Origin of the sequence: Aquirhabdus parva (genome assembly GCF_003351745.1) — a bacterium.
Taxonomy (GTDB): domain Bacteria; phylum Pseudomonadota; class Gammaproteobacteria; order Pseudomonadales; family Moraxellaceae; genus Aquirhabdus; species Aquirhabdus parva.
In genome coordinates this window covers 1,562,850-1,588,953 of sequence record NZ_CP031222.1, presented here as the reverse complement: position 1 = coordinate 1,588,953, position 26,104 = coordinate 1,562,850, and the positions used below count along the sequence as shown (strand labels likewise).

The window sequence follows — 26,104 nt, the reverse complement described above, 5'->3', positions numbered from 1 at the left end:
AAAATTAGAACAACCGATTCATACCATTTAACGCCGCTACGCGATATGCCTCTGCCATCGTAGGATAATTAAATGTCGTCTGGGTAAAATAATGCAGACTGTTATTTGTTTGATTCAGCATCACGGCCTGACCAATATGAACAATTTCCGCGGCATTATTGCCAAAACAATGGATCCCTAAAATTTCTAAAGTTTCACGGTGGAATAATAACTTCAGTACGCCAACCGTATCACCAGTAATTTGTGCACGTGCAAGATGTTTAAAAGAAGCCTGCCCGACTTCGTAGGGTACTTTTTCTTCGGTGAGTTGTTGTTCAGTTTTGCCAATTGATGAGATTTCTGGAATGGTATAAATACCGGTGGGAATACTCGTAACTGGGGGCACATTCTCCTCACCCACCATATGCGCACCTGCGCAACGTCCTTGATCGTAGGCGGCTGAAGCCAATGACGGCCAGCCAATCACATCCCCTGCTGCATGGACATGCGGAACACTTGTTTGATACTGATCATTGACGGATAGTTGGCCACGACTATTGGTAGTTAATCCCAAATTTTCTAGTCCCATACCATCTGTATTCCCAGAGCGGCCATTACACCAGAGTATCGCATCAGCTTTGATTTTTTTGCCGCTTAACAGCTTAAGAATGACATAGTCATCATCAGTCTCTAAGGATTCGATGGTTTCGTTATGACGAATAAGAACACCCAATTCGCGCAGGTAGTAAGACAGCGCATCCGCAATTTCATCATCCAGATAGCTCAATAATTGTGCTTGAGTATTAATCAATTCAACCTTATAGCCTAAACCAATAAAAATGGATGCATATTCACAACCAATGACCCCAGCACCATAGATAATAATTTTCTGAATTGGATAGTCGAGCGTTAAAATTTTATCGCTATCAAATACGCGAGGATGATTAAAATCGATATTCTTAGGCTGGTAAGGGCGACTACCTGTCGCAATCATAAGTTGATCAAACGTTAATGTTTCTTGCCCACCATCACGCAAATGCACAGTGAGCGAGTGTGGACCATTAATGATGGCATGACCATGATAAATTTCAATCTGATTACGTTCATAAAAACGTGTGTGGGTTTCAACCTGCTGATTGATAACTTTACGTGCGCTGCTCAAAATTTTGTTTAACGGGACATGCTTCCACTCACCGACTTTTTGGAATAACGGATCACGCTGATAACGCATGATGTTAAATACAGTCTGACGTAAGGTCTTACTTGGGATTGTACCGACGTGCGCACAATTCCCTCCAACCACATCGCGCAAATCAACCATCGCAACGTTTCGCCCACTTTTGGCAAGCTTCATTGCTGCGCCTTCACCTGCTGGCCCTGCACCGAGAACGATGGCGTCAAATTGATATTGAGGTTGTTCTTCAGACTTTTTTTTGCGTGGCATAGCAGTTCTCGGTTTCTCTACAAGGGACGATAGCAAATGACTTCTTTTATCAAAGATATAATACATTGAAATATGAATGTATTAATCAAAAATCAACAAAAATGAATAAGCATAGGTTCTGCATCACGCGACTCCTTGCTTGAAGAAAAAACAACATTATCCAATGTTGAAAAAACGACGAATGACCTATAATAAAGACATACTACATAATATTGCTTGAATCAGCAGAGGCTACGGCTTTCCATGTCTACAACACCCCTCGCAACAAATGCAATGAACATCACTACATCCACCGATACACCCCGCCCCGCGCCCCAAAGAGCTGTCCAAGGTGAAAAACTGCGTGGTGCTGAGAAGATGGCTCGGATTCCTGTCAAAATTATTCCAACGACGGAGTTACCTCGTAAGCCTGATTGGATTCGTGTCAAGATGACCGCGCCTGCAGAAGTGCAACGTATCAAAGATACACTGCGTGCTCAGAAGTTACATACAGTTTGCGAAGAAGCGGCCTGCCCAAACCTTGCTGAGTGTTTTGGTGGGGGTACTGCCACTTTTATGATCATGGGTGATATTTGTACCAGACGCTGTCCATTTTGTGATGTGGCACATGGTCGTCCTAATGCACTTGATCCAGACGAACCACGTCATATGGCAGAAACGATTTCTGGTCTAGGTTTGAAATATGCGGTCATTACCTCTGTTGATCGTGATGATCTGCTTGATGGTGGCGCCCAGCACTTCGTAGACTGTATCGTGGAAACACGTAAAACTAGTCCTGATACATTGCTTGAGATACTCGTTCCTGACTTCCGTGGTCGCATGGATATCGCTCTGCGCATTATGGCGGAGTGTCCTCCCGATGTATTTAACCATAATATTGAAACTGTTCCACGCCTGTATAAAGCCATGCGTCCTGGATCAGATTACCAACATTCATTGAATCTTCTGAAAAAATTTAAAGAAGTCTGCCCTGATATCCCAACTAAGTGTGGGTTAATGGTCGGTTTGGGTGAAACTGAAGAAGAAGTCCTTGCGCTTTTAGATGATTTACGTGCGCATGATGTTGACTACATCACTATCGGCCAATATTTGCAACCTTCAAAAAGTCATGCACCAGTTGAGCGCTTCGTCCATCCCGATGAGTTTGAACGCTATACCGCTCATGGTCAAAGTTTAGGTTTTAGAAATATTTGGGCGGCACCGATGGTTCGTTCCAGTTATTTTGCAGATCGTCAGTACCGCGGTGAGCCGGTTCCTCCCGTACGTCGTAGTGCAGCCGTCGTTGCATGATGGCAAGTTGAAATTAGATGTGAGTGACTATCAAATAGCTACTCACTCACTAATGATCGAACTTCCATTAAAGCAAAACCTAGTAAATTGAGTCCTTGCCACTTTTCAGGTAACTCAGCAAAAGGTGATGCTGCGTCAAGACCAATTCCCCATATCTGGTCTACTGGGCTGGCTTCAACTAAAACTCGGCTTTGAGTACTGAGCAAATACTCTTTCAAACGTAAATTTTGTTGAAATTTATGAATATTTGCTTGTACAACAATATCCCATCGATGTTTTAACCAAACTTCATGATCAAATCCGTCTACCAAACGACCTAATGCCTTCGCTTTCCCAGGATCCTTTGCTTTTAAAATTTTATTTTTTATTTCTATATCACCAAAAAGTTCGGCTTTTTTTGCCATCATGAAATGCTCAGCCGTTAAATAGTGGTCGCTTTCAACATCAAATGAGGCTTCATACCATTGGCTAAAGCATGTTTTTGTGACGCTCTCAGCTTTACTTTTCTGATGCCCCCAGAAAAAAATATATTTGGGCTGCTCTCCTCGATTAATTATTTCAATCAAGGCATCCTTACTACGGACACTATTAATTGCCAAGACCATAAATCCCTAAGAGAAAAATAATCAAGAATTGTACGGACTTAATTGTCAGTAATACATCATTTTCATGGGAAAAATAGAAAAACCGCTTGAACCATAAGATTCAAGCGGTTTTTTTGAACTTTTAAAAGGTGCTTATTTGGTATAAGTCTTAGTAAACGCAAGTGTTGTTTGATCGCCTTTCACGGTATATGCAGTAACGTCTAAACGTTTACCGTTGATGGTAAATAGCATAAATCCTAGATCGCCATTTTTATAGGTATCAAAGACTAGACTATAATCATTGTTGTGATCTGTTTGCGTTTTTGCGGCCGCGCCTGAGTTGATCATATTCGTGACACCGCTCCCGCAGTTTTCCTTCTGATCTAATACTTCCATCGCATGTACGTGCCCTGCAAGAATAAAGTCAACTTTCCCACATAATGTTGATTCAGCAAAGCTGGCCTGACTTGACCACCAGTATGGTGTGATAATTTCTGAACCATTTGATTTGTATTGGTGATGTGCAAATGCAAACTTCCAAGTCGCTGTTGATCCGGCTAAGGTTGTTTTGATCCACTGTGCTTGATTTTGCATATAGGTACCTTTAGGCCACCAGTATGGATTCAATTGTGGTAAGTAGGTTTTCATTGGATTGGAGTCATACGCAATGAGTAAAGCATCAGCAACTGAGTTTTTCGCATTGACTGAATAATAGCGTGTTGGCATTTTCCATTTAGAGCTATGTGCAGAGTAATTAACCTCATCACTGCCTTTCCAATAAGCAACGCCATCACCAGCCATGACCAAGCTTTGATCATGATTTCCTAACGCCATAAAGAATGGAAAGTTTAGGTTGGCGTAAGGTTTTTCAAACTTGTCTTGAAACTGCGGGTCTGTCGCAGAATTTGCACCATATTCATAGATATTGTCACCCATGCCTATCGCGAAGTTACAGGTCTTCTCTTTACATATTTTTTCAATAGCATGAGCAACTTGGTATTGTGCGTCTGCACCAGTACCAGTATCCCCCATGACAATAAAGTTCATGGTTTCTGGCGTAGCACTGTACCCTTGAGAGGCGATTGCCAATAGTGAAATACTTAGAACTGTCTTTAACGTATTAAAATACATGATTTTATATCCTAAAAATTATAAGTTGGATGAGAGTGAGGACTTGCTGTGATTAATGTAAATAATGCGTTGATTCCCCTGCGCTGATGTCAGTTGAATCATGGTGGGGTTATTTTGAAAAATGAGGTTTTTGGCACTTTGATAGTCCGTCACTTTGGTAAGAGACTGTCCATTGATACTATCGATGGTGTCGCCTTTTTCGACTTGTCCTTGATAAGCCTGAAGCAGTGATGACTCTGGTGAAACCTGATATTTACAGCCATCCATCTGGCACACTTGATTGATCCCAAAGCTTGCCAATACGGCTTTACCGTTCTGATGATATTCTTGATATAAAACGTCAATCAGTTCTGGCGACATATACTGTGCAGCATATTTGGCTTGCGCTATCTTTGCGGACTGTTGTGTTTCGTCTTCTGATTGAGCTGGGCTCGTCATCGTCAGTTCATGATTGATCTGAACCACATGATTCTCTTTAAATGAAGGCTTAGGCGTTTCACTCAGTTTCCAAGGTGTATTCTTAGTGTGTTCGTTCACCAGTTTTACAATACGTGGATCTGCAAGACGCGCATCTTCTGTCTGCTCTTCAGCATCTGGAATAATGTTCGTTGTAGAGACTTGTGGAGTTGTTTTAGGGCTATAAAAATAAAAGAATACAGTGAGCGAAGCTGCAATCAGTATGAGGCTCCCAGAAATGATAAATATTTTTTTACGATTCTTTTGGGGAGGCTTTGATTCTGGGGGCTGAGATTTCGGCATTGCATTTACTTCTGCACAGATAATTTAAACAGTGCATAAATTAACCGGATATAGTGACAAATCAATTACCAAGAGATGACAAGCCTAAGAAAATGAAGACGCTGTATACACTTTCTAGCCAGGGTTTATTTAATAATAAATTTAAAGTAATAAATTGGATGATAATAATTATTTAAACTTTTTTTAATAGAAACCCAATCTAAGCCGTATTATTATCGTCATAATATTTCGATAGGCTAATTGACCTTTGTAATACGAGTTCATTACGCATGCCTGAATACAGCCTTTCTAATCCAATCAAACAACCGATATTGAGAATTAGAATCATCACTATGGCATGTATTCTTGTCCTACTCAGTGCTTGTGGCTCCAATAAACAGGAAGATTCACAACAGAATAAGATTAAGGTTAATTACGATCCATATACATCTACTCCCTTAAGCACTCGCGCAGAAATGGGGAGAAAACTATTTTTTGAGCCTGCCCTGTCCGCATCAGGAAAAATCTCTTGTGCAAGTTGTCATAATCCCTCCTATGCATTTGGCCCACCCAATGCTCTAGCAGTACAACTGGGTGGAAAAGATCTTCATTTACAAGGAATCCGCGCTGCGCCTAATCTGACCTATGCTAAAGAAGCTCCACAATTTGCCATCGGACCGAGTGATGATGACCACCCACGGGTAATAACGGTCAATAACAATCATTCCAAACTCCTCACACCGCATGGAGGCCTTTTTTGGGATGGGCGGGCGAGCTCTCTGAAACAGCAAGCCATCGGCCCACTCATGAATCCACTTGAAATGGCAAACTCCTCAAAAAAAGAACTCATCCAGAGCATAAAAAAACTAAATTATTTCAATGATCTTAAAAAGTTAATCGATCCTCAAAAAATTGCCAATGATGACTTATTTCTTTCTGAAGTCATGTTTCTCATTGCTCGCTATCAGTCAGAGGATCGAGTATTTTCCGCCTACAACAGCAAATACGATCTATATTTACAACAAAAAGTAAAACTAACTGATGCAGAAAAGCGCGGATTGGCGTTATTTGATGATCCGAAAAAAGGCAACTGCGCAGCATGCCATCTCGATAAACCTCGCGCAGATGGCAGACCACCTCTATTTACTGATTATGAGTATGTCGCTCTTGGTGTTCCACGTAACTTTGAAATCAAAGCAAATAACAATCCAGCATTTTTCGATCTTGGGATATGCGGTCCAGGTCGAACAGATATATACGTGACACAATCTAGTAATTGTGGTCTATTTAGAACGCCCACTCTACGCAACGTTGCATTACGCAAGGCTTTCTTTCATAACGGGAAATATCATAGTCTAAAAGACGTCATTAATTTTTACGTTAACCGAGATACCCGCCCTGAACGGGTTTATCCCAAACGTGCGGATGGAACAGTCGATAAATTCAATGATCTACCCGCCAAATACCAAAATAATATTAACTTTAGTGATGCTCCATTCACTAAAACAGTCGGCAGCTTACCGGTTTTGTCTGATGCCGACGTTCAAGACCTTATCACCTTCTTGGGGACACTGACTGATGGTTATCAGAGCAAAGCTAATCCATAGCATTTTAGAAATAAGTAAATTTAAAGAGTTTATAGATTTTAGAGACTTATCTATTGATCAGTCGATAAGGTGATGAAAGAAAAGCACATGAAAAACATAGGTGGCCACGCGGTAGATTAACAATCCTCCGCGAATTTAAGCTACAATCCCTCACGAATTTATTAGCTTCTCTCTTGTTTTACAGATATTAAATGGACTCTCCTATGACTCAACTTGCCAGCCTCATCGAACAAGCGTTTGAAGATCGCCTCCAATTTTCTCCAAGCAACGCACCACAAGATGTGCGCGATGCCGTTGCAGCAGCACTTGCAGGATTAGACAATGGTTCACTCCGTGTTGCTGAGAAGATCGATGGCGCATGGCAAGTCAATCAATGGCTCAAAAAAGCCGTATTACTCTCATTCCGCCTGAATGACAACGTCCCGATGAGTGGCGGTGATTCCATTCAATACTATGACAAAGTACCAACTAAATTTGCCGACTGGAATGAAGCACAGTTTCAAGCCGCCGGCATCCGAGTTGTGCCATCAGCTGTAGCCCGTAAAGGTAGTTTCATTGCTCGCAATGTGATCTTGATGCCCTCTTATGTCAATATCGGTGCATATGTTGATGAAGGTACTATGGTCGATACATGGGCAACAGTTGGGTCATGTGCGCAGATTGGTAAAAATGTCCATTTGTCCGGTGGAGTTGGTATTGGCGGAGTACTTGAGCCGCTGCAAGCAAACCCAACGATTATCGAAGATAATTGCTTCATCGGCGCACGCTCAGAAATCGTTGAAGGCGTGATCGTTGAAGAAGGCTCTGTCATCTCTATGGGCGTGTATATCGGTCAATCCACTAAAATTTATGACCGTGAAACTGGTGAAGTTACATATGGTCGCGTTCCTGCTGGATCGGTTGTTGTTGCAGGTAATTTACCCGCTGCGAATGGTCAATATAGCCTCTACGCTGCGGTTATTGTAAAGAAAGTAGATGCCCAAACCCGCTCAAAAACTGGTTTGAATGAACTGCTTCGCGTCGATTAATTACCTGAATTAAACCAATAGCACAAACAAGAACTTTATCAGCGATGTCATTCTTGTTTGTGCAGTTATTTCAATTGACTTGAAACCTGATTTGAAATTTGGAAAGCCAAATGTCAACATTACAACAAGATCCGAAGCATCATTTTTATATTGTTTCAGATGAGCAAACGGGCTCATTTTTATTTAGAAAAATAATAAGAACTGTGCAATTTAGTGCAGACGATTTTGAAGAGTTTTCCAATCATTTTCAGCGTATGAGTGATGAGCTAGCGATATGGGTTCAAAAAAATGGACGTAAGGCACATCTGCTCCATATTGAAATTGAGGCTCATCCTTGGATTTTAAAACGGGTTAAAGAACGAATATCTCAGAGATTTCCTGAAGGCCATCCTTACGGAGACTTTTCAAGAAGGCAGACCATTACATTGCGTCTTTATGATCATCTTGATCCAATTGGACAGTGTTATACCCTTTATAAAGAGGGTAAGTCGTTTATCAATCAGATAGAAACAACAACTCAAGCATCAAGTGATTAATTCTTCGCCTTCCAATCACAAAAATGCATAAAACCATCAGACTAAGGCTATCTAGTTATCATCGATCTTGTTATGATACGCGCCGCTGGGGATGTGGCGAAATTGGTAGACGCACCAGATTTAGGTTCTGGCGTAGCAATACGTGAGAGTTCGAGTCTCTCCATCCCCACCATTTACACGATTTCATACGTTGCAACATGACTCCATATGAATCACTAAAGGCTTAAACCGTAAGGGTTTAGGCCTTTTTTTATGCACCATACGAATCCATATGCCATAATACAGCCACGAATAATGAGCACCCAAATGAGCACCCCGCTTTCATGAGGTTTTATCATGGCAAAAATCACCAAGCCCCTAACAGATGCTCAATGTGTTGCCGCAAAGGCAAAACAAAGTAGATATGAACTATTCGATGGTGACGGTCTGATCTTCCGTGTAAATCCGTCGGGTACAAAAACGTGGCGCTACCGCTATAAAAACCACAATGGGACACCGATCATCACCATAGGCGACTACCCCGCCGTTACCTTGACAATGGCAAGGGACAAGCGGCGTGAATTTGAATCTATGCTGGCTAACGGCATAGACCCCAAAGAACAAATAGAACTACAGCTAACAAAGAAAGAAAACGCCCATTCATTAGAAAAAATTACCCGCGCATGGCATGCCGAGCTAACACTCAAAGGAGCATGGGGAGATGATACGGCTCTAAAGACCATGCGGAAATTTGAAAATCACTTATTTCCCCTCATAGGTCACAAGCCTATTGATAACATTGAACCGCAAGACATTGCTCAAGCCATTACCGCCATTGACGATAAAGGCATCAACCGTGTAGCGCGTGACTTGAAAGCTCACCTTGTGCGGATATTTAGCTATGCAATTCAGAAAGGATATGTAAAACATAATCCTGCCCGTGAAATGGATGGCTTATTGATTGCCAAGAAAAAGAAGCACTATCCACAATTAAAACATGACCGTCTGCCAGAGTTTTTCCATCGCATTGACCTTTACCAACGAGGCGCACCAATTACCCGCCTTTGCACCCTACTTGCACTGCATGTATTCAGTAGATCATCCGAGATACGCTTTGCACGCTGGACAGAAATAGATTTTGATCGGCAGCAATGGGTAATCCCCGCAAGTCGTGAAGCTGTAGAGGGTGTGCGTTATTCTGACCGTGGCGCAAAGATGGCAGAGGAGCATCTTGTTCCACTGTCCCCTCAAGCAATCGCAATTTTACGACAAATTCAGCAATACAGCGGCAACTATGAAAACGTGTTCCCTGGTCGTGATGACCCTAAAAAGTTTATCAGTGAAAATACGGTGAACAAGGCTTTGCAGAGAATGGGCTATGACACTGAAACAGATGTCTGTGGACACGGTTTTAGAGGCATGGCCTGTAGTGCCTTGATTCAGTCCAAACTCTACAGTGAAGATGCAGTTGAGCGCCAGATGAGCCACAAGGAGCGCAACGAAGTACGCGGGGCATATACACACATGGCAGAGTTTTTAGAAGAGCGACGCAGCATGATGAACTGGTGGAGCGACTATCTAGACCAAAATCGTCAAGAGCACACTACCCCGCATGATTATGGATTGATCATCAAAGAAAGACTAAACGGCGTTAAAATTGTTCCATTTCCAAAAGTCGCTAGCTAGAAACTTTGCACCACACGCCACCAAACGTTTTCGTAAGATAAATCTTATGATAAACTAAAAATGAAATGGCAGGCTCATGCCACCAATCTAGCAAAGTTACTAGATAGCATTTTTGGAGGTGAAAAATGGCGACATTACGGGAGTTGCACGGCAAAGCTGGAAATCCAGACTTGACTCATTGGAAAGATATACAGTTGTTTAGCATTGTTGAGGCAGCATTGCTAACAGCAGGAATTGACCCTCTCATTTATGAATGTATTCGAGATGAAAGTATTTTGATTGGTTCTCTTAAAACGAATGAACAATCCAATTGGAAACACGCGGCGATTATGATTAGGGCAATTAAGCAAGCTGTCTGTACTAGTGAAATTGATTGCAAGATAGCATTTGTCAGCAGAGAAAACGACTATACTCAATGGTTTGAAAATATTACTCCTTTAAATTTAGGGCTAGAAGATCTAGATAATATTGTTGTCCATCAAACAAAAATCAGCAGAAAAGGGTTAGAAAAATGGCTGAATAAAAACGGTTATATAGAACCAATGACACCAGCCATCAACTACGCAGCGCCCATAAGCACTCCCCAAGCCAACAATCATGTACTGATATCGTCATATTCAACTCCAGCTCTTGAAGTCGCGGAAGCAGTTGTCAAGCATTTTTGGGTCGGTTTTGATCCAGAAACAATGCCCCCACCAAAGCAAGAAACTGTTACGAGTTGGATCAGAGAGAACCATCCACATATAGAAGCAAAGCAGATACAGGATGCTATCGACAAAATTTGCCGTCACCCCAGCGCAAAGAAAGGTGGGGTAAAGCTGTTAAGACAAATTAAAGATATTACCCATTAAAAACATTCATAAACAATACTTTAAATATGGTGTGATAGCAAAAATATTGAATGCCCTTACACCTTTAACGCTTGCTCTCACAGCATAAGCATTTGCTTAGATCCCTCATACCGCACCGCTTCCCCCTGAACGGTGCACTATGAGGATTACGATATGCCACTCAAAAAACAAGCCACCGTCTGCAAAGACCTCGCCATGAGCCGAAACGGGCTATTCAAGCTCGCAGCCAAAGACCCTACTTTCCCGAAACCCATCAAGCTAGGCGAGACCCGACAGTCACCCGTCTACTACGACGCAGACGAACTGACCGCATGGATCGAGTCAAAAAAAGCAGCACGGGGATAAACTATGAAGCCCCCAGAGCAATCCACCCCAGAGACGTTATTAGCAACATTTCCCCGTGCCGACGCCCAGCACGACGTCTACGGGCAATACGGCTTGACAGCTACGCCGTTCTATACATCGCACGCAGACGGCGACATAGGCGGCAAATCGGTAGGCGGCTGGCTGGCATTGCCCATGTACGACAGTAAGCGCGCAATCGTTGGTATCGCCTTCCTATCGCCATTTCGTGCCGATAAACCCGTGTACTATCCAGAGCCTTACCCCGTCGGCGCGACAGTCCTTGGCACACCCGCCAAAGATAAACCGCTATTCGTGGTCAGCAGCCCAGAGGCAGCCTTTGCAATCTCACGCACTGGCCTACCCTGCCTGTTAACGTTCACACCCCGCGACTATGGCGGCAAGCATGATCCTGTGCCTAAAGACGGCGGCAATATGACCCACGTCATCAAGTCATGGTCTATGGCTGGCTATGCGCAGCTCTACGCGCCTGTAGGTTGTGATATAGCGACGACCTATCAAGCGTGGTTTAAAGACTTACCCATACAAGTTTTAGGGCTTACCGCACCAATAAATCAGTATCAACCCACATCAGAGTTAACAGCCGAGCTAACAGCACTCACAGATGCAGCAGACCACACCCAGACCACCGACGCACTTGCCACTATTGAATATGCCTTTCTACAGGCCAATGACCGTGACAATCCGAACGTCGGTGCACTGTGGGAAGCGCAGACCCTCGCAGCATTTCAGCACATTTACATGACCAGCAAACCTGAATGGGCGCGTTTACGGGTCAGACTTAAACAGTGTAAAGCGGTCAAGCTGGCAGACATTGAACGCGAGATTATCGGTCAATCCGATGAAAGTGGCTATAACGATACCTGTTCAATGCTGATCGACGTGGCATCATCGGCGTGTACCTTCGTGCACGATCCCGACTCAGAACCATACGCGATATTAACCGTGGGCAACGTACGGCAATGCTGGCATCTCAACAGCAAGTCGTTTCAAGAATGGCTATCCTATGCCTACTACAAAAGCGAAGGCACAGCCCCGAGCGATTTATCGCTCAAAGCCGCAATCAGCTCACTTTCAGGCCGCGCCAAGTTTGACGGAGATCAAGTCAGTGTCAACTGCCGTACCGCCAAGCATGACGGCGCGTACTGGCTAGACTTATGCAACGACACATGGCAAGCCGTCAAGATCAGTGCGCAAGGCTGGCAAGTGATCGATCAGCCGTCTGTACTTTTTACCCGATCATCTTCAATGCGCCAGCTACCAATGCCTACCGCTGGCGCAGGCAATCTAAATGCCCTATGGGCAGTCGCCAACATCCCCGAATCGGAACGCCTCTTGATTGTGGCGTGGCTACTGGAATGTCTACGACCCGAAACACCCTATGTCGTGCTGGAGCTATCAGGCGAACAAGGCAGCGCCAAAAGCTCAACACAGGACGCCCTTAGAAATCTGATTGACCCTAATCGCAGCAACCTACGCACCGCCCCTAAGAACAAGGATGACGTTTTTATCAATGCCCGTAATAGTCACTTGGTCAGCTATGAAAACCTGTCTCACCTATCGGCAGACTATCAGGACGCCCTCTGTACCCTTGCCACTGGCGGCGGCTTTGCCAGTCGCACCCTATATACCAATACAGATGAAACGGTGATCGACCTTAAAAAGCCCATCATCCTAAATGGTATCTCTGTCATCGTCACTGCGCAGGATTTACTCGACCGTGCGATTCATATCGACCTGCCCGTGCTATCCAATACCGTGACCGAATCAGAACTCGACGACTATTGGCAAATCCATCACTCAGGGATTTTTAGCAGCTTGCTGGACGTGTTTGTAAGTGCACTCGCCCAGCTACCACATGTTGACCTATCCGACGAACGCCTACCCCGTATGGCGGATTTTACGTTGTTGGGTGAAGCGGTCTATCAGGCGCACGGCCAACCTGCCAAAACTTTCCTTCACGATTATCGAGAACGGCGCAAAGATGGCATTTATCGTACGTTAGAGGCTTCCCCCGTCGCCATGGCCATGCAGGAACTGTTAAGAAAAAGACCCAGTGGCTTTGTCGGTACGGTGCAGCAGCTACTCAACGAGCTGGAACACTACCGCGAGGATAACGACACATGGGTGAAATCTGCCAAGGGATTAGCCGACTTGATCCAACGTCTCAAGCCTGCCATGCGACAGATCGGCATCTATCTTAGCAAGGACACCAAACGTAGCAGAAATGGTTTTGGCTGCACCTTGCGCTATGAAACACCGACATACAAAACCGAGCCTAAAAGTACCGAACCAAGTGCATCAAGTACACCACATACACCCGACAGCCTAAAACAGCCCCGATTCACTGAAAAAAGTGCACTTGGTGTACATGATGCACATCGAAAGCCAGATTTAAACCGTGAAATACATAATGCATGACGCATAGGAGCAAATCCATGACTACAAAGACCAAAACAGCCATTCTCGAACTGGACTCAAAATTGACCGAAAAAGAGAAGAAAGATAAAGCCGCTGGATGGCTATTATCCCCCGAAGTCAGCAGTGCCGCCGTCACTGAAGCGTATAGTAAAAACTATACGGGGAATGATGTCAGCTTCAATCACATGATTGACGCCTGCAAAGAAGCCACCCGACAACTCATACAAGACAATTCAATGGAACATACCGAGCGTTTGCTCATGAGTCAGTCGATTGCCTTAAATAATCTATTTGTCAGTCTGGCACGCAAGGCATCGAGTCAAGAATACGTCAAGCAATACGAAACCTTTCTACGCCTCGCGCTGAAAGCCCAGAGCCAATGTCGCGCTACACTGGAAACACTTGCAGCCGTCAAGAACCCGCCAGTGGTCTATGCCAAGACAGCCAATATTGCCCAGAACCAGCAGATCAACAATGGCGCTCCTGCAACGCAACCCCAGCAAGCTCATGATGTACTCGCTCACAATCAAAGCGAATCAGTACCGAGCAAGCTTAGCAACAAGCAAGAGGTCAACTCATGAGCGAATGGACAGAGGAACGACGCCAAGCCCAGCGTGAACTCATCATCCGCGTTAAACCATGGCTTAAATCCACAGGCGCAAAAACTCCAGAGGGCAAAGCAATTAGCGCTATGAATGCCTACAAAGGCGGTTTGCGTCAAGAGCTACGGCGGCTGGTTAAAGAATCTAATGACATGCTGAAAGAACAACGGGAGGCAATCAAGCGGGTTTGAGTCGTTATTTTCAGAGTCGTACCCACGCGCAAGAAAAATATTTTTCTTGCCGAACGAACTGAATTGGGCTTAAGTGAAAAATATAGTTTTATTTAATTTAATCATGTTATTGCTCTGAAATAAGTTACCTTTACAAACTAGGATAGTGAGTGCTCTAGCTGTTTACAGATTGTAGTCATTTCCCTAAGGCTTCGGTAAAATAATTCAACCTTATCGAACTCTGGAAAGCCTGCCAGGTGATCAAGGATTTTTCCTTGCAACTAAGATGATAGTGTGGCGTCTATCTGATGAGGCATTGGAGATTTAGACGATAGCTTTCGAGCGCGTGTAACTAAATTTCTAAGCACCAGACCCGCCATTGTGCGGGTTTGTTGTTTTTGGTGAACCAGTTAATCGCTTAATCGTATCAATGCCGATTTTGTTGCATTATCGATGCCGCAATTCGTTCAAATTTATGCTAATTATGGTATAGTTATTGTAATTTTAACCATTCAATAAAATTCTATTAGCAGCATTAAGAGGCAGGTTCATTCATGGAAAACAGAATGTTGAGCAATATACCCAGTATAAAATTGATTGGCTGCACTTGGGCAACGATCTCTATTCTATTATTGATGAATTTGGCTGGCTGTGAAAGTAAAGCCGACAAGATCACAAAACAACATCAGCAAGAAGCGATTGATCTAGCGAATCAACCCGGTGATTTCAAAGACTTGCCTAGACCTGTGCAATCTGCAAGTTAACCCATACTCATAACGATCCTCCCTTTTTTTGCAAGAGTGTCCTCTAGTGATCCTCTTATCCGACTTTATAATTTATGTGAATAATCAAAATGATGATACTCAATAGTGCCGACAAGCAAGTTGGAAAGAACAAATCTGAATCAATCCGAAAGCTTTCGATGTTTGTCACTATTTTGATGGGTATTTTATTTATTATTTTGCATAGTTCCGCATATGCTGCGATGGCGGAATCTCAATATAAAGCCGCACAAATGCCTAATACACAGAGCTGTACTGTAGGTCGTGATCTTCTTAGTGAGGAGACAGAATACGATAAAACAGATATTACAGGTCCTTTAACGTATTCAAGGCACTACGAAACAACCTTATCTTATAATCAGAATCGTACCGATGATATGACCAATGGTTTGAAATCCATAGGAGGTTGGACGGATAATTATAACAATTATGTATTAGTAGCACCTGCTGGTGATGGTGTTCAAGCTATTATGCGTCTGAGATTACCTGGCGATAAAGATGACACATATTATATTGTGAACTTGAACACTAGGAGTGTTCAGAGAATATATTCTCCGACACCATTGATCTTTGAAGCGGCTTATATCGCTAGAGGCGATGGTAATGCTGGCGGCGCGGATAATATCGGCTCTATATCAACTGACCATCGTGATCGTAAGTTGATCATGTATAGTGGCTCAACAACAATCACAAACCTTTCTTTTTCAGTCAACAATCTCGGGACTGTTTACGATTTTCAGTATAAGAAATCAACAGCGGATGATGGAACGGCCGTCTATAAGATGGTTCGTGTCACCTATCCTGATGGCCGCAGATTGGGTTTAAGTTACGAAACTTGGGGTGGTGTAGGATTACTGTCAGTTGCAGATAATCGAGGTCATTTGTTAACGTTTACACGTGGACAATTTATGGACGGCTGGGCCATCCGAAGCTATGTCCAGAAGGTTAGCCTAACTGCATCGAACGGAAGCACATTTCCTGATCAGCAAACAGCAACTTATCAATATCAAGCTTCTGATTGGGCAAATTTCAGAGTTAAGAATGAAGAGAATCAACGTTTTTATACTATTTCAAGTGCTACATCCAGTTTATATGGGACTGAAACCTACACCTATACTCCAGCAGCTTTGTCTACTGCACAGTTTAATGGAGTAAATTACTTTGGATCTCAGTACCAAGTCCAAGTCTTAAACAACGTCAAGAATACAGCGGGCTTAACACAGTTGCATTGGGATTATGGCAATGGTCCCGGTGCCCAATGGACAATGCTGACTAATTCTTATCAACCACTGTCACCAAAGAATGTGCAAAGTGTTGGACGCACTGCATGGGGAAATGGTGTTATCTCTGGGGCTTCTTTTACAAGTTATGCGACTTTCACGACTGACTTTAATTCGGCAGGGTCATCTCAAACCACATCCGGTCAAATTGCATCATTTGCAGATAGCAATAGCCCTTATACTACTTTCAAATTTACAGGATTTCCATGCGTTACTTATAATAAAGTTCCTGTTAGTCAAGAAGATATAGATATTCATTTTAATAATGTCAAGGATATCTACGATTACAATGGTAACCATACGCACTTTACCTATGATGGTATGAATCGTGTCGCAACAGTTGAAGAAGCTGTTGGTACTGCTAAGGCAAGAACAACGACCTATGACTATGGACTTTTATCTGATGGTTCCACGAACACGTATAACATCCCAACAACGATTAAATATAATATTACTAACAACATCCCTTTGATGACGGTTACCAATACCGTTGCACCAACGGGTCGAGTCACCAGAACAGTTAAAAGTTATACTCAGTCAGGAAGTGCAACGCAAACATTTGACTATACTTACTATGAAGATCCTACTCAATCAAATTACGGCTTACTGAAAACATTTGATGGGCCACGTTCTGATGTCGATGATACCGTATCCTATACTTATGATCAATTTGGTAACATCGCTTCAAAAACCAGTAAGGTTGGACATACTTGGGCGAGCGGTGATACGAGCTATACGACGAGCTACTATAATTACAACAGTGCGGGTCAGCCTCAAGTCATTACTACACCTGATGGGCTGAGTGATCAGTTAATCTATGATGGTCATTATAATCTCACCACAAAAATCCATGGGCAATGGAATGGTACTAGCGTTACAGGCTTAGTTACGACCAATAACTATAATGATTTGAATCAACTTTATCAGAGTACTGATGAAGATGGAATCATCACCAAGTTTGAATATGATGCATTAGGACGTTTAACCAAAACAACCTATGCCAATGGCAACTCAGAAATCCGTACCTACTTCCCCAATAACGTGCTCAATGGATTAGTGCATTTTAATGCGTCTGGCGCTTTGACCGAAAGCACATGGTATGGAATTGATGGCAATGGTCGAGTTAGTTACACCAAGCAAGGTTCTGGAAACAATCTGCGTTGGGTAATCACTTATTACGATCCGAATGGGAATCTCAATCGGACGCAAACCGCGTATGGCATCAATAACTATTGGACATATGACGCCTTAAATCGAGTCGCTACACATACGGATGGCAATGGTAAAGTCGATACCAAAGATTTTGATAGTGCAGATAATGAGTTTTCGACTAAGGCTGCGAATTACGCAGGATCAAACCGGACGTTCGTCAATCAAAATATCTTAAGTACAGAGAGCAATAATGATTATGGCTCATCCAGTTACTCTTATAACCTTGCCAATGACCTCACCACTTCTGTCCACGATGTTCGCCGTTGTGACTATAACAACATTGATCAGCTTGGTCGAAAGCAGGGTAATACTTGCTACTTCAATGGGGGGAATACCGATCAGCAATTACTCGTAGCAGACAACTATACATATGACAATACCGGCTATGGTCGTTTAGATAACGTATTCTCTAGGACAGGTAATGGTAGTGTCACAGGCTATGGCTTCGACACGTATGGGCGCATCATCAGTAAGGCGCAGCACAATAATACACCCGTCACATGGGGCTATAGTAGCTCTGCCTTGAGTAATGGATATAGCTACAGTAATGCAGGTCGCCGTACTCACATCACACTGCCATCAGGTAATCAGATTGATTATAGCTATGCCAATGGACTTATAAGCAGTGTCAAGGTCAACAACCAATATATTGCCAATGCCATCGCTTACGATGGCAGCAACCAATTGCAAGGCTGGCAATGGGGAAATGGAGCCACGATTTATTGGATTGAGCGTAATGATGCTAATGAGATCAAACGTGTACGTAGCTCGAATGTCTCAGGTGGTCAGTTGTTTGATACCATCCCCTCTTATGATGCAGATGGTCGTATATCGACTATCGATCTCGCCAATGTCGGCACTTATATTTATTACTATGACAATAATGCTCAAATCACGGGTGAATCAGGTCCTGGATATGGGGTGAATTACAGCTATGATGATAACGGCAACCGTAAGACCCTAACGGGTACGGGCAACACCGGTCTAAAATCAAATAATGTCACCTATGGTTATACAGGCAATAAAATGGCCTCTTGGAGTAAAGATGGCCAGTCTCAAAGCATTTGGTGGTTGCCAACTGGAGAAATGCTCGACTATACCAATGGTGCTTCTACTTATGATTATCAGGGACGTCGACGTAAAGAAGCTAGTAATCCCAGTATGCCGCAATATACTGGCATGTACATGGACTACAACTTTAAGAATGAGCGCACTTTCCGAGGTGGTTCCTATATTGATCGTCAATATGTCTATGATGAAAGTAGTCATCTAATCGGTGAATATGGTCTTACAGGCAATATGATTGTCGAATACGTTTGGCTGGGTGAGAAACCGATTGCCGCACTGTATCCCAATAATCGTATTATCTATCTGATTACCGATCAGCAAGATAAACCACGTCGTGGCGTAGATGCCTCTAATCAGCAAGTAGTATGGTCATGGGACCCTGATGCATTTGGCAATCGTCAGCCGACGGGTTCAATCCAAATGAATCTGCGTTTTCCGGGTCAGTACTATGATGAACAGACAGGTCTATACTATAACCAGAATCGCTACTACAACCCTGAGTTGGGTCGGTATATGGAACCTGATCCCCTTGGACTCAAAGCAGGGTTAAATCCCTATGCTTATACGGGGAATAATCCTGTTAACCAAGTTGATCCGACAGGGTTATGCATTGAAGATTTATGTGTTGGTGAAATAATCGCTGCACGATATGCGATTATGATAGCGACTCCTTATGTTGTCCAAGGCGCCAATTATATTTATATGAATGCACCGCGTATAGCTGCTGCTGCTGAAGGCTTACTGCCATCGTCGGCAGGGGCTGTGAGTAGCGCATTGGGGGGAATTACAGCGAAAGTTGAGGGGGTAGTAGCTAGTAAGGGCTGGAAGGTCGGAGATGATGTTTACAAAGCTACTGCTAAAGGTAATGAACCTGCATGGTCTACTGTGCGTTCTCGTTTCTGGAAAAATGAAAATGCTACTGCAAATTCGGCTGAGAAATATGGTGCAGAAAATTCAGAAAGAATGAGCAAGGGTTCTGCGCCACAACGATACAATGATATGAAAGGAGATATGGAATCAATGGAGTTAAGCCATGAACCTATACCTAAACGTGATGGAGGCAAAGATTTTATACCTCGATGGCCTCAGGATCATGCTGCGGTTGATACTTATAGACGCCCAGGATACTAAATATGGTAGAAACACTTTCAGCTTCATTTCAAAAAACTAGAGGTGGAGCAATTGAAGTAAATGGGATTGAAGTTTTCCCCAGTTTTCGCATTCAGTTGGAAAAAGGAAATCATCGTTTTATATTGAGTAGATTGCAAGTAAAGTCCCGTTTCTTGCAGGGTGTCAGGATAGGGATTAAGAAAGGAGTTCTCATTGTAAATGAGCAGCAAATACAAGATGCGGTGTTATGGGCTGACACTAGCCCAGATAAGGTTGAGTTATTAGTTAAGGCAAAAAGTGGCTGCGAACTAATTGTCTGGAATATATGGAAAATTGATGACCTAATGCAAGCTTGGGTCGGGAATGCTGGGATAGTTATAAAGAAAACTGATGATGCAATAATTTTAGAGTGTAGTGATGGTGTTGGTGAAATTGATTTTTCAAATCTGATCATTGAGCTAAAAAAGACATAACAGAATCATAACTATGATGCCACGATAAAGTTGTACTACCAATTTTACTGGTAGTACAACTTTATCGTGGGTATCTACATGGAGCCTGATCCCCTTGGACTCAAAGCAGGGTTAAATCCCTATGCATATACGGGGAATAATCCTGTTAACCAAGTTGATTCGACAGGGTTATGCATTGAAGATTTATGTGTTGGTGAAATAATCGCTGCACGATATGCGATTATGATAGCGACTCCTTATGTTGTCCAAGGCGCGAATTATGTTTATATAAATGCACCTGGTATGGCAACGATCATTGAAAGCTTACTTCCTTCTTCAGCAGGTGCTATGAGTAGTGCACTGGGGCTGGCATCGAAACCCGAAAGACAGATATCAGAGTGCGTCTTAAGTAGAGCCTACAAAGATGAAGTAAAAGGTATTGTGGGCAATGAAGATCATGATGGCTTTATAAGTAAATACTTCGCACTACAACAAAAAGTAACAATATGGAAGTGCTTTGAAAAATGAGCACCCCAGTGAGCACCCAAAAAAACAATAATTAAAATTTATTAATATATAACAGTATTTTAAATATAAAGTTCGATTGCCTCCATCCCACCATTAATTTGCATTAATAAAAAAGCAACCTTCTCTAGGTTGCTTTTTTATTGGTAAAAAATTAATTGTCCGTGTCGAGAGGCATTGGGAAACTCATCAATGCATCTCGACTAAAAAACTATTTATCCCGCATCATCCTCATCATCCACCGTTGAGATCCCAAGCTCTTTAAGCTTGCGAGTCAAGGTATTACGCCCCCATCCTAAGAGCTCAGACGCTAAACGTTTTTTCCCTTGACTATGCTCAAGTGCGGCATCAATCATGGCACGTTCAAACATCGGTGTTGCGGTATTAAGGATCTGTTGCTCCCCTGTCATGAGCTTCTGACGCGCCCACGCACCAAGAATTTCTTCCCATTGCCCTGAAGTTGCAGTAGCCGTTGAAACTGTTGGAGACGTACTAAACTCGACAGGTTTAACTGACGGCGATGAAGGTGCGGCACTAGGTGCACGCAGCTCTGGTGGCAGGTCTGTCGGCAAAATCTCACGACTGCTCGCCATGACCGTCAACCAGCGGCAAGTATTCTCTAACTGACGCACGTTGCCCGGCCATGGCAGTTGCTGTAAATACGCAGCTGTTTCTGAACGCAATTGTTTTGGCTCTACCGATAACTCATGACCGGCACGCTGTAAGAAATGCTCGGCAAGCATTGGGATGTCTTCACTACGCTCACTAAGTTTAGGAATATGAATACGAATCACATTTAAACGATGATATAAGTCTTCACGGAACTTACCTTCCAGTACTAGTTTTTCAAGATTCTGATGCGTTGCTGCAATAATCCGTACATCGACTCGAACAGGGACATGTCCGCCTACACGATAAAACTCACCTTCAGCCAATACGCGAAGCAATCGAGTTTGCGTTTCAAAAGGCATATCACCTATTTCATCAAGAAACAGGGTGCCTCCATTGGTTTGCTCGAAACGTCCTTGGCGCTGAGTATTGGCACCTGTGAAAGCACCCTTCTCATGTCCAAACAACTCGGTTTCGATCAAGTCTTTGGGAATTGCAGCCATATTCAGCGCAATAAAAGGTTTTGCAGTCCGCGGGGAATGTCTATGTAGGGCATGGGCAACAAGCTCCTTCCCTGTCCCAGACTCCCCATTGATCAGTACGGTAATATGCGACTGAGCCAAACGTCCAATCGCACGGAATACTTCTTGCATCGCAGGGGATTCACCGATGATATCAACAGAACGAACAAGTTTAGTCGGTGCCAAGTCATCATTATTTTTTGCGGCGATTTGAGCAGTATGCTGTATTGCACGCTGTACTAATGCTAATGCCTCATCAATATCAAAGGGCTTCGGTAGATACTCAAAAGCTCCTGTTTGATAGCTGGATACGGCAGACTCCAGATCAGAGTGCGCAGTCATAATGATAACTGGCAAATCCGCAAATTTATGTTTAACACGAGAAAGAAAAGTCAGTCCATCCATGCCGGGCATACGGATGTCAGTCAAAATTACATCGGGCTGTTCTGTTTCTAGGCGATCCAGCGCGCTTTGACTTTCCTCAAAACTGACAACATTCAACCCTTCTTCTTTGAACGTTTTTTCCAGCACCCAACGGATGGCTCGATCGTCGTCGATGATCCATATGGTCTCGTTCGACATAAATTACTCCCAAGGTAAAAATAAACTAAACACGGTTTTGCCCGGTATGGAATGACATTCAATCATTCCAGCATGTTGATGAATAATATCTTGTGCAATGCTCAAGCCAAGTCCAGTCCCGTTTGCACGTCCTGTAACCATTGGATAAAACACCGACTCAATAAGTTCTTCTGGAATGCCTGGTCCATTGTCTTCAATATCTAACTGAATCACGCTGCGATGCAGCACACTATGAATCGTAAACATCCGTAAAATACGACTTCTAAAAATCAGCGTAGGCGTACGCCCCTGCATATGGTCTTTATTCTCAGTCATGGCTTGCACTGCATTGGCAGCGATATTAAGCATGACTTGAATTAACTGATCCTTGTCAGCACGAATTTCTGGCAGTGAAAGATCATAATCACGAATAACTTGTAATTGATCTGCTGGAAACTGACTTAAGAATTGACTGAGTATCAATGCCCGAACTCGCTCCAATGGCTCATGCACATTGACCAGTGCAAAGGCTGGTGGCTTTCTGGAGCCCAACATGGTATCTGCCAAATGGCGCAAACGATCTACTTCACTGATGATGACATCGGTGTATTCAGCCCCAGCCTCTGGCAATGTCCGAGCAAGAAGCTGCGTTGCGCCTCGAATCCCTCCTAAAGGGTTTTTGATTTCATGGGCAACCCCGCGTACAAGCTGTCTTGCAATCGCATGTTGCTGAGTGAGATGCTCTTCTCGACTGATACGCAGTAAACGATCCATCGGTTGAATTTCAAATAAAATACGATGCCGTGCACGATCGTCAGGCGCATCGTTATCAACAATCAATGAAGCGGTGTAATCCACAACCTTATCCCGTAAACCAATTTTCAAAACGGCTTCACGACGCGTATAGGGTTGTCCATTTGCCAATAAGCGAGATAAGGCAACTTGTGCATCAAATTGATCATCCTGATCAATCAAGATGGATAACAGTGGCTGCTTCAAAGCTCGAAATTGGCTGAGCTCTAAAAGTGCCTCACAAGCTGGATTAAGATACTCAATACTCAGGTCTGAACGCACCAGAATAATAGCAGTCAGCATGTGATCTGTTATTCTTTGATATTGTTCAATATTCATAAGTAACCGTTATTGATTATGCGTAATATGATCATTCAATGAGCCTTCCACTGGATAAAAGTGCACTTTAAAGTTGTCATTTGTAATGAGACTCTTCGTTCCGATGCCTAAAAACGCGCCTATTGCATCATGATGGAACAAACTTGATTTCATGTTCTATAGTTCCTCTAAGCAAACTACAAGCCAACTTTTTGAAGTCTGAAACTGAAAGGTCAAGTTAAGACCTTCTACTGTATTAGTAATTAACCAGCGCAATAATCTTTGATTTGTAAGGAAAATTTATCATAATGATACAAAATACAACCATTTATCCATGAATCATCCACAAAATCGCCCATGCGCACCAAAATAAAACATGAATTAATATAGCACCAAAATAGGGCAATAATTTTGAAATTATGCTGAATATAAGGAATAAATAGCATCAATGCTTACGTCAGCGCCACAAAGCGCATACAATATACAAGTCAAATGCTTGTTAAGTAGAAATGTCGTATGAGTTCGCCAAAAGTTGGTTTTGTTTCATTGGGATGTCCTAAAGCGCTGGTCGATTCTGAAAGAATTTTGACCCAGTTACGTATTGAAGGCTATGAAGTTGCTGCAGACTACTCAGGTGCAGATTTAGTCGTTGTTAATACCTGCGGTTTTATTGAATCGGCAGTACAAGAATCCCTTGATGCGATCGGCGAAGCCATCAGTGAAAATGGTAAAGTGATCGTAACTGGTTGTTTAGGCAAAGACGAAGCAAAAATTCGTTCGATGCATCCCAGCGTCTTGAAAGTGACAGGCCCGCAAGCCTATCAAGATGTGATGAATGCAGTACATGAATATGTTCCTCAGCCCCCAGAACACAATCCTTATCTTGATTTGGTCCCACCACAAGGGATACGCCTGACACCTAAGCATTATGCATACCTCAAGATTTCAGAAGGTTGTAATCATCGCTGTACATTCTGCATTATTCCATCATTACGCGGCGACTTAGTTTCCCGCCCAATCGGCAATGTGATGGAAGAAGCACAAAATCTGGTCAATGCTGGCGTCAAAGAAATTCTGGTGATCTCTCAGGATACCTCCGCTTATGGTGTAGATTTAAAATATAAACTCGATTTTTGGAATGGCCAACCGCTGAAAAGTAAGTTCATCGACTTATGTGCAGCACTAGGGCAAATGGGTGTTTGGGTGCGTCTGCACTATGTTTATCCGTATCCACATGTTGATGCAGTCATTGACTTGATGGCGGAAGGTAAAATCCTGCCATATCTGGATATCCCTTTCCAGCACGCAAGTCCGCGGATATTACAATTAATGAAGCGCCCTGCGCATAGCGAAAATACGCTTGAGCGTTTGGCGGTATGGCGTTCTAAATGCCCAGATATCGTTATTCGCTCAACTTTTGTTGTGGGCTTCCCAGGTGAAACCGAAGAAGACTTTGAATACTTGCTGAACTGGCTTAAAGAAGCCCGTCTCGATCGTGTCGGCTGCTTCACCTACTCTCCTGTTGAAGGTGCTGTGGCTAATGATTTGCCTGACCATGTGCCAGTCGATGTTCAACAATCTCGATATGAACGCTTCATGGAAGCCCAGCAAATTATTTCGGCTCAAAAACTTCAGGAACGTATTGGTCGCACATTAACAGTTTTGATTGATGAGTTCGATTTAGAACACTCTGTTGCGATCGCCCGTTCTTATGCAGATGCACCAGAAATCGACGGCCATGTTTATATTGAAGACTTGACCACTGAAGACCTATCCCGTTTAAAATCTGGCGACAAGGTCACTGTGACCATCACTGATGCGGATGAATATGATCTCTATGCTAATTTAGTAACCACAAATTAATTTGTGATCACTATTTGACTACAGCAAACTCAAAGCGCGTTTTATATAGCTGACATTAGGCTACATAAAACGCCGTTTGGAGTAATTAAAATTAAAGTACTATTTTGGCTCTAAGGCCATACGCCTCTCTATCTCTTCAAATGAAACATCTTCGATATGCGTATGAATCCACCATTGATTGCCACTCAGATCAGTCACACCTCCTGAACGATCACCATAGAGTTGGTCAGTAGGCGGTCTAACAGATTTAGCCCCTGCCATAAGTGCACGCTGATAGGCCTTATCTGCATCTGGCACATAGACAACCAAGACAGCAGGTGTTACCGGCATGTCTCCAATCGCTTCACTCAGCATAATACGAGATGTCCCCAATTGCAGTTCTGCATGAGAGACCTTTCCATCAGGATATTTAAGCCGACCAACTTCCACTGCATCGAAAACTTGTATCAAAAAATCAATAACTTGATCTACTTTCTGAATTATTAGATATGGATTAACTGTGTTGTAACCCTCAGGCAAATAATGAACTGCCATGATTCCCCCCTTATTTTGCGTATTTAAAAATTAGATTTTTACGCCGAGGTATAATCATGGCATTAGAT

Annotated in this window: 22 protein-coding genes and 1 tRNA gene; 16 read left to right on the top strand and 7 right to left on the bottom strand. The window is 43.2% G+C overall.

Annotation, left to right across the window (positions count from 1 at the left end; all coding sequences use genetic code 11):
* Nucleotides 1–4: 4 nt before the first annotated feature.
* Nucleotides 5–1,423 (bottom strand): Si-specific NAD(P)(+) transhydrogenase, encoded by a 1,419-nt coding sequence (gene sthA, locus HYN46_RS07105; RefSeq protein ID WP_114898724.1) that lies wholly within the window; start codon nucleotides 1,421–1,423, stop codon nucleotides 5–7.
* Nucleotides 1,424–1,696: 273 nt separating this feature from the next.
* Here sthA and lipA point away from each other — a divergent pair, with 273 nt between their 5' ends.
* Nucleotides 1,697–2,713, top strand: a complete 1,017-nt coding sequence (gene lipA / locus HYN46_RS07100; RefSeq protein ID WP_114900668.1) for a lipoyl synthase — start codon at nucleotides 1,697–1,699, stop codon at nucleotides 2,711–2,713.
* Nucleotides 2,714–2,751: 38 nt separating this feature from the next.
* Here the strand turns inward: lipA and HYN46_RS07095 are convergent, their stop codons facing one another.
* From HYN46_RS07095 to HYN46_RS07085, 3 genes are all read right to left on the bottom strand, one after another.
* Complete coding sequence (locus tag HYN46_RS07095; protein ID WP_228254932.1) at nucleotides 2,752–3,306, bottom strand: NADAR family protein; 555 nt, start codon at nucleotides 3,304–3,306, stop codon at nucleotides 2,752–2,754.
* 144 nt (nucleotides 3,307–3,450) lie between these two features.
* Nucleotides 3,451–4,428: a metallophosphoesterase gene (locus HYN46_RS07090; protein WP_114898722.1), complete on the bottom strand. Its 978-nt coding sequence runs from the start codon at nucleotides 4,426–4,428 to the stop codon at nucleotides 3,451–3,453.
* An 18-nt stretch (nucleotides 4,429–4,446) separates the two neighbouring features.
* Entirely contained in the window at nucleotides 4,447–5,187 is a 741-nt protein-coding gene (locus HYN46_RS07085) for a hypothetical protein (protein ID WP_114898721.1), read from the bottom strand.
* A 269-nt stretch (nucleotides 5,188–5,456) separates the two neighbouring features.
* On the opposite strand from HYN46_RS07085, the gene HYN46_RS07080 reads away from it, so the two are divergent.
* From HYN46_RS07080 to HYN46_RS07015, 14 genes are all read left to right on the top strand, one after another.
* Nucleotides 5,457–6,773: a cytochrome-c peroxidase gene (locus HYN46_RS07080; protein ID WP_114898720.1), complete on the top strand. Its 1,317-nt coding sequence runs from the start codon at nucleotides 5,457–5,459 to the stop codon at nucleotides 6,771–6,773.
* A gap of 203 nt (nucleotides 6,774–6,976) precedes the next feature.
* Complete coding sequence (gene dapD / locus HYN46_RS07075) at nucleotides 6,977–7,801, top strand: 2,3,4,5-tetrahydropyridine-2,6-dicarboxylate N-succinyltransferase (RefSeq protein WP_114898719.1); 825 nt, start codon at nucleotides 6,977–6,979, stop codon at nucleotides 7,799–7,801.
* A 110-nt stretch (nucleotides 7,802–7,911) separates the two neighbouring features.
* On the top strand, nucleotides 7,912–8,337 hold the full coding sequence (locus HYN46_RS07070) for a hypothetical protein (RefSeq protein WP_114898718.1): 426 nt from the start codon (nucleotides 7,912–7,914) through the stop codon (nucleotides 8,335–8,337).
* An 87-nt stretch (nucleotides 8,338–8,424) separates the two neighbouring features.
* Nucleotides 8,425–8,509: transfer RNA gene (locus tag HYN46_RS07065), tRNA-Leu, on the top strand.
* A 164-nt stretch (nucleotides 8,510–8,673) separates the two neighbouring features.
* The gene (locus HYN46_RS07060; RefSeq protein ID WP_114898717.1) at nucleotides 8,674–10,002 is read left to right on the top strand and encodes a tyrosine-type recombinase/integrase; all 1,329 of its coding nucleotides are present in this window, start codon (nucleotides 8,674–8,676) and stop codon (nucleotides 10,000–10,002) included.
* Between the two features lie 125 nt (nucleotides 10,003–10,127).
* Complete coding sequence (locus tag HYN46_RS07055) at nucleotides 10,128–10,853, top strand: hypothetical protein (protein ID WP_114898716.1); 726 nt, start codon at nucleotides 10,128–10,130, stop codon at nucleotides 10,851–10,853.
* 153 nt (nucleotides 10,854–11,006) lie between these two features.
* Nucleotides 11,007–11,198 carry a helix-turn-helix transcriptional regulator gene (locus HYN46_RS07050; protein WP_114898715.1) on the top strand — a complete coding sequence of 64 codons (192 nt, stop codon included), beginning with the start codon at nucleotides 11,007–11,009 and terminating at the stop codon, nucleotides 11,196–11,198.
* 3 nt (nucleotides 11,199–11,201) lie between these two features.
* On the top strand, nucleotides 11,202–13,637 hold the full coding sequence (locus tag HYN46_RS07045) for a hypothetical protein (protein WP_114898714.1): 2,436 nt from the start codon (nucleotides 11,202–11,204) through the stop codon (nucleotides 13,635–13,637).
* Nucleotides 13,638–13,654: 17 nt separating this feature from the next.
* The gene (locus HYN46_RS07040; RefSeq protein ID WP_114898713.1) at nucleotides 13,655–14,218 is read left to right on the top strand and encodes a hypothetical protein; all 564 of its coding nucleotides are present in this window, start codon (nucleotides 13,655–13,657) and stop codon (nucleotides 14,216–14,218) included.
* A complete protein-coding gene (locus tag HYN46_RS07035) occupies nucleotides 14,215–14,430 on the top strand; it encodes a hypothetical protein (protein WP_114898712.1) in 216 nt (71 codons plus the stop codon). The genes HYN46_RS07040 and HYN46_RS07035 overlap by 4 nt, the downstream gene beginning before the upstream one ends.
* 545 nt (nucleotides 14,431–14,975) lie before the next feature.
* Nucleotides 14,976–15,173, top strand: coding sequence for a hypothetical protein (locus HYN46_RS07030; protein ID WP_114898711.1), 198 nt, complete (start codon nucleotides 14,976–14,978; stop codon nucleotides 15,171–15,173).
* Between the two features lie 89 nt (nucleotides 15,174–15,262).
* Nucleotides 15,263–19,882, top strand: coding sequence for an RHS repeat-associated core domain-containing protein (locus HYN46_RS07025; protein WP_114898710.1), 4,620 nt, complete (start codon nucleotides 15,263–15,265; stop codon nucleotides 19,880–19,882).
* A 2-nt stretch (nucleotides 19,883–19,884) separates the two neighbouring features.
* Complete coding sequence (locus tag HYN46_RS07020; protein ID WP_114898709.1) at nucleotides 19,885–20,334, top strand: hypothetical protein; 450 nt, start codon at nucleotides 19,885–19,887, stop codon at nucleotides 20,332–20,334.
* Between the two features lie 66 nt (nucleotides 20,335–20,400).
* Nucleotides 20,401–20,841 carry an RHS repeat domain-containing protein gene (locus HYN46_RS07015; protein ID WP_322887821.1) on the top strand — a complete coding sequence of 147 codons (441 nt, stop codon included), beginning with the start codon at nucleotides 20,401–20,403 and terminating at the stop codon, nucleotides 20,839–20,841.
* Nucleotides 20,842–21,053: 212 nt separating this feature from the next.
* On the opposite strand, the gene glnG is transcribed toward HYN46_RS07015, so the two are convergent.
* Complete coding sequence (gene glnG / locus HYN46_RS07010; protein ID WP_114898707.1) at nucleotides 21,054–22,550, bottom strand: nitrogen regulation protein NR(I); 1,497 nt, start codon at nucleotides 22,548–22,550, stop codon at nucleotides 21,054–21,056.
* Nucleotides 22,551–22,553: 3 nt separating this feature from the next.
* Nucleotides 22,554–23,660: a nitrogen regulation protein NR(II) gene (gene glnL / locus HYN46_RS07005; protein ID WP_114898706.1), complete on the bottom strand. Its 1,107-nt coding sequence runs from the start codon at nucleotides 23,658–23,660 to the stop codon at nucleotides 22,554–22,556.
* Between the two features lie 495 nt (nucleotides 23,661–24,155).
* On the opposite strand from glnL, the gene rimO reads away from it, so the two are divergent.
* Complete coding sequence (gene rimO / locus HYN46_RS06995) at nucleotides 24,156–25,502, top strand: 30S ribosomal protein S12 methylthiotransferase RimO (protein WP_114898704.1); 1,347 nt, start codon at nucleotides 24,156–24,158, stop codon at nucleotides 25,500–25,502.
* 99 nt (nucleotides 25,503–25,601) lie between these two features.
* On the opposite strand, the gene HYN46_RS06990 is transcribed toward rimO, so the two are convergent.
* Nucleotides 25,602–26,036 carry a VOC family protein gene (locus tag HYN46_RS06990; RefSeq protein WP_114898703.1) on the bottom strand — a complete coding sequence of 145 codons (435 nt, stop codon included), beginning with the start codon at nucleotides 26,034–26,036 and terminating at the stop codon, nucleotides 25,602–25,604.
* Nucleotides 26,037–26,104: the final 68 nt, after the last annotated feature.

Coding starts and splice junctions, on each gene's coding strand:
- lipA (WP_114900668.1), top strand. CDS start 1,697: ATGAACATCACTACATCCACCGATACACCCCGCCCCGCGCCCCAAAGA.
- HYN46_RS07060 (WP_114898717.1), top strand. CDS start 8,674: ATGGCAAAAATCACCAAGCCCCTAACAGATGCTCAATGTGTTGCCGCA.
- rimO (WP_114898704.1), top strand. CDS start 24,156: ATGAGTTCGCCAAAAGTTGGTTTTGTTTCATTGGGATGTCCTAAAGCG.
- HYN46_RS07045 (WP_114898714.1), top strand. CDS start 11,202: ATGAAGCCCCCAGAGCAATCCACCCCAGAGACGTTATTAGCAACATTT.
- HYN46_RS07050 (WP_114898715.1), top strand. CDS start 11,007: ATGCCACTCAAAAAACAAGCCACCGTCTGCAAAGACCTCGCCATGAGC.
- HYN46_RS07020 (WP_114898709.1), top strand. CDS start 19,885: ATGGTAGAAACACTTTCAGCTTCATTTCAAAAAACTAGAGGTGGAGCA.
- HYN46_RS06990 (WP_114898703.1), bottom strand. CDS start 26,036: ATGGCAGTTCATTATTTGCCTGAGGGTTACAACACAGTTAATCCATAT.
- HYN46_RS07070 (WP_114898718.1), top strand. CDS start 7,912: ATGTCAACATTACAACAAGATCCGAAGCATCATTTTTATATTGTTTCA.
- HYN46_RS07040 (WP_114898713.1), top strand. CDS start 13,655: ATGACTACAAAGACCAAAACAGCCATTCTCGAACTGGACTCAAAATTG.
- HYN46_RS07030 (WP_114898711.1), top strand. CDS start 14,976: ATGTTGAGCAATATACCCAGTATAAAATTGATTGGCTGCACTTGGGCA.
- sthA (WP_114898724.1), bottom strand. CDS start 1,423: ATGCCACGCAAAAAAAAGTCTGAAGAACAACCTCAATATCAATTTGAC.
- glnG (WP_114898707.1), bottom strand. CDS start 22,550: ATGTCGAACGAGACCATATGGATCATCGACGACGATCGAGCCATCCGT.
- HYN46_RS07055 (WP_114898716.1), top strand. CDS start 10,128: ATGGCGACATTACGGGAGTTGCACGGCAAAGCTGGAAATCCAGACTTG.
- HYN46_RS07080 (WP_114898720.1), top strand. CDS start 5,457: ATGCCTGAATACAGCCTTTCTAATCCAATCAAACAACCGATATTGAGA.
- HYN46_RS07035 (WP_114898712.1), top strand. CDS start 14,215: ATGAGCGAATGGACAGAGGAACGACGCCAAGCCCAGCGTGAACTCATC.
- HYN46_RS07090 (WP_114898722.1), bottom strand. CDS start 4,428: ATGTATTTTAATACGTTAAAGACAGTTCTAAGTATTTCACTATTGGCA.
- HYN46_RS07085 (WP_114898721.1), bottom strand. CDS start 5,187: ATGCCGAAATCTCAGCCCCCAGAATCAAAGCCTCCCCAAAAGAATCGT.
- glnL (WP_114898706.1), bottom strand. CDS start 23,660: ATGAATATTGAACAATATCAAAGAATAACAGATCACATGCTGACTGCT.
- HYN46_RS07025 (WP_114898710.1), top strand. CDS start 15,263: ATGATGATACTCAATAGTGCCGACAAGCAAGTTGGAAAGAACAAATCT.
- dapD (WP_114898719.1), top strand. CDS start 6,977: ATGACTCAACTTGCCAGCCTCATCGAACAAGCGTTTGAAGATCGCCTC.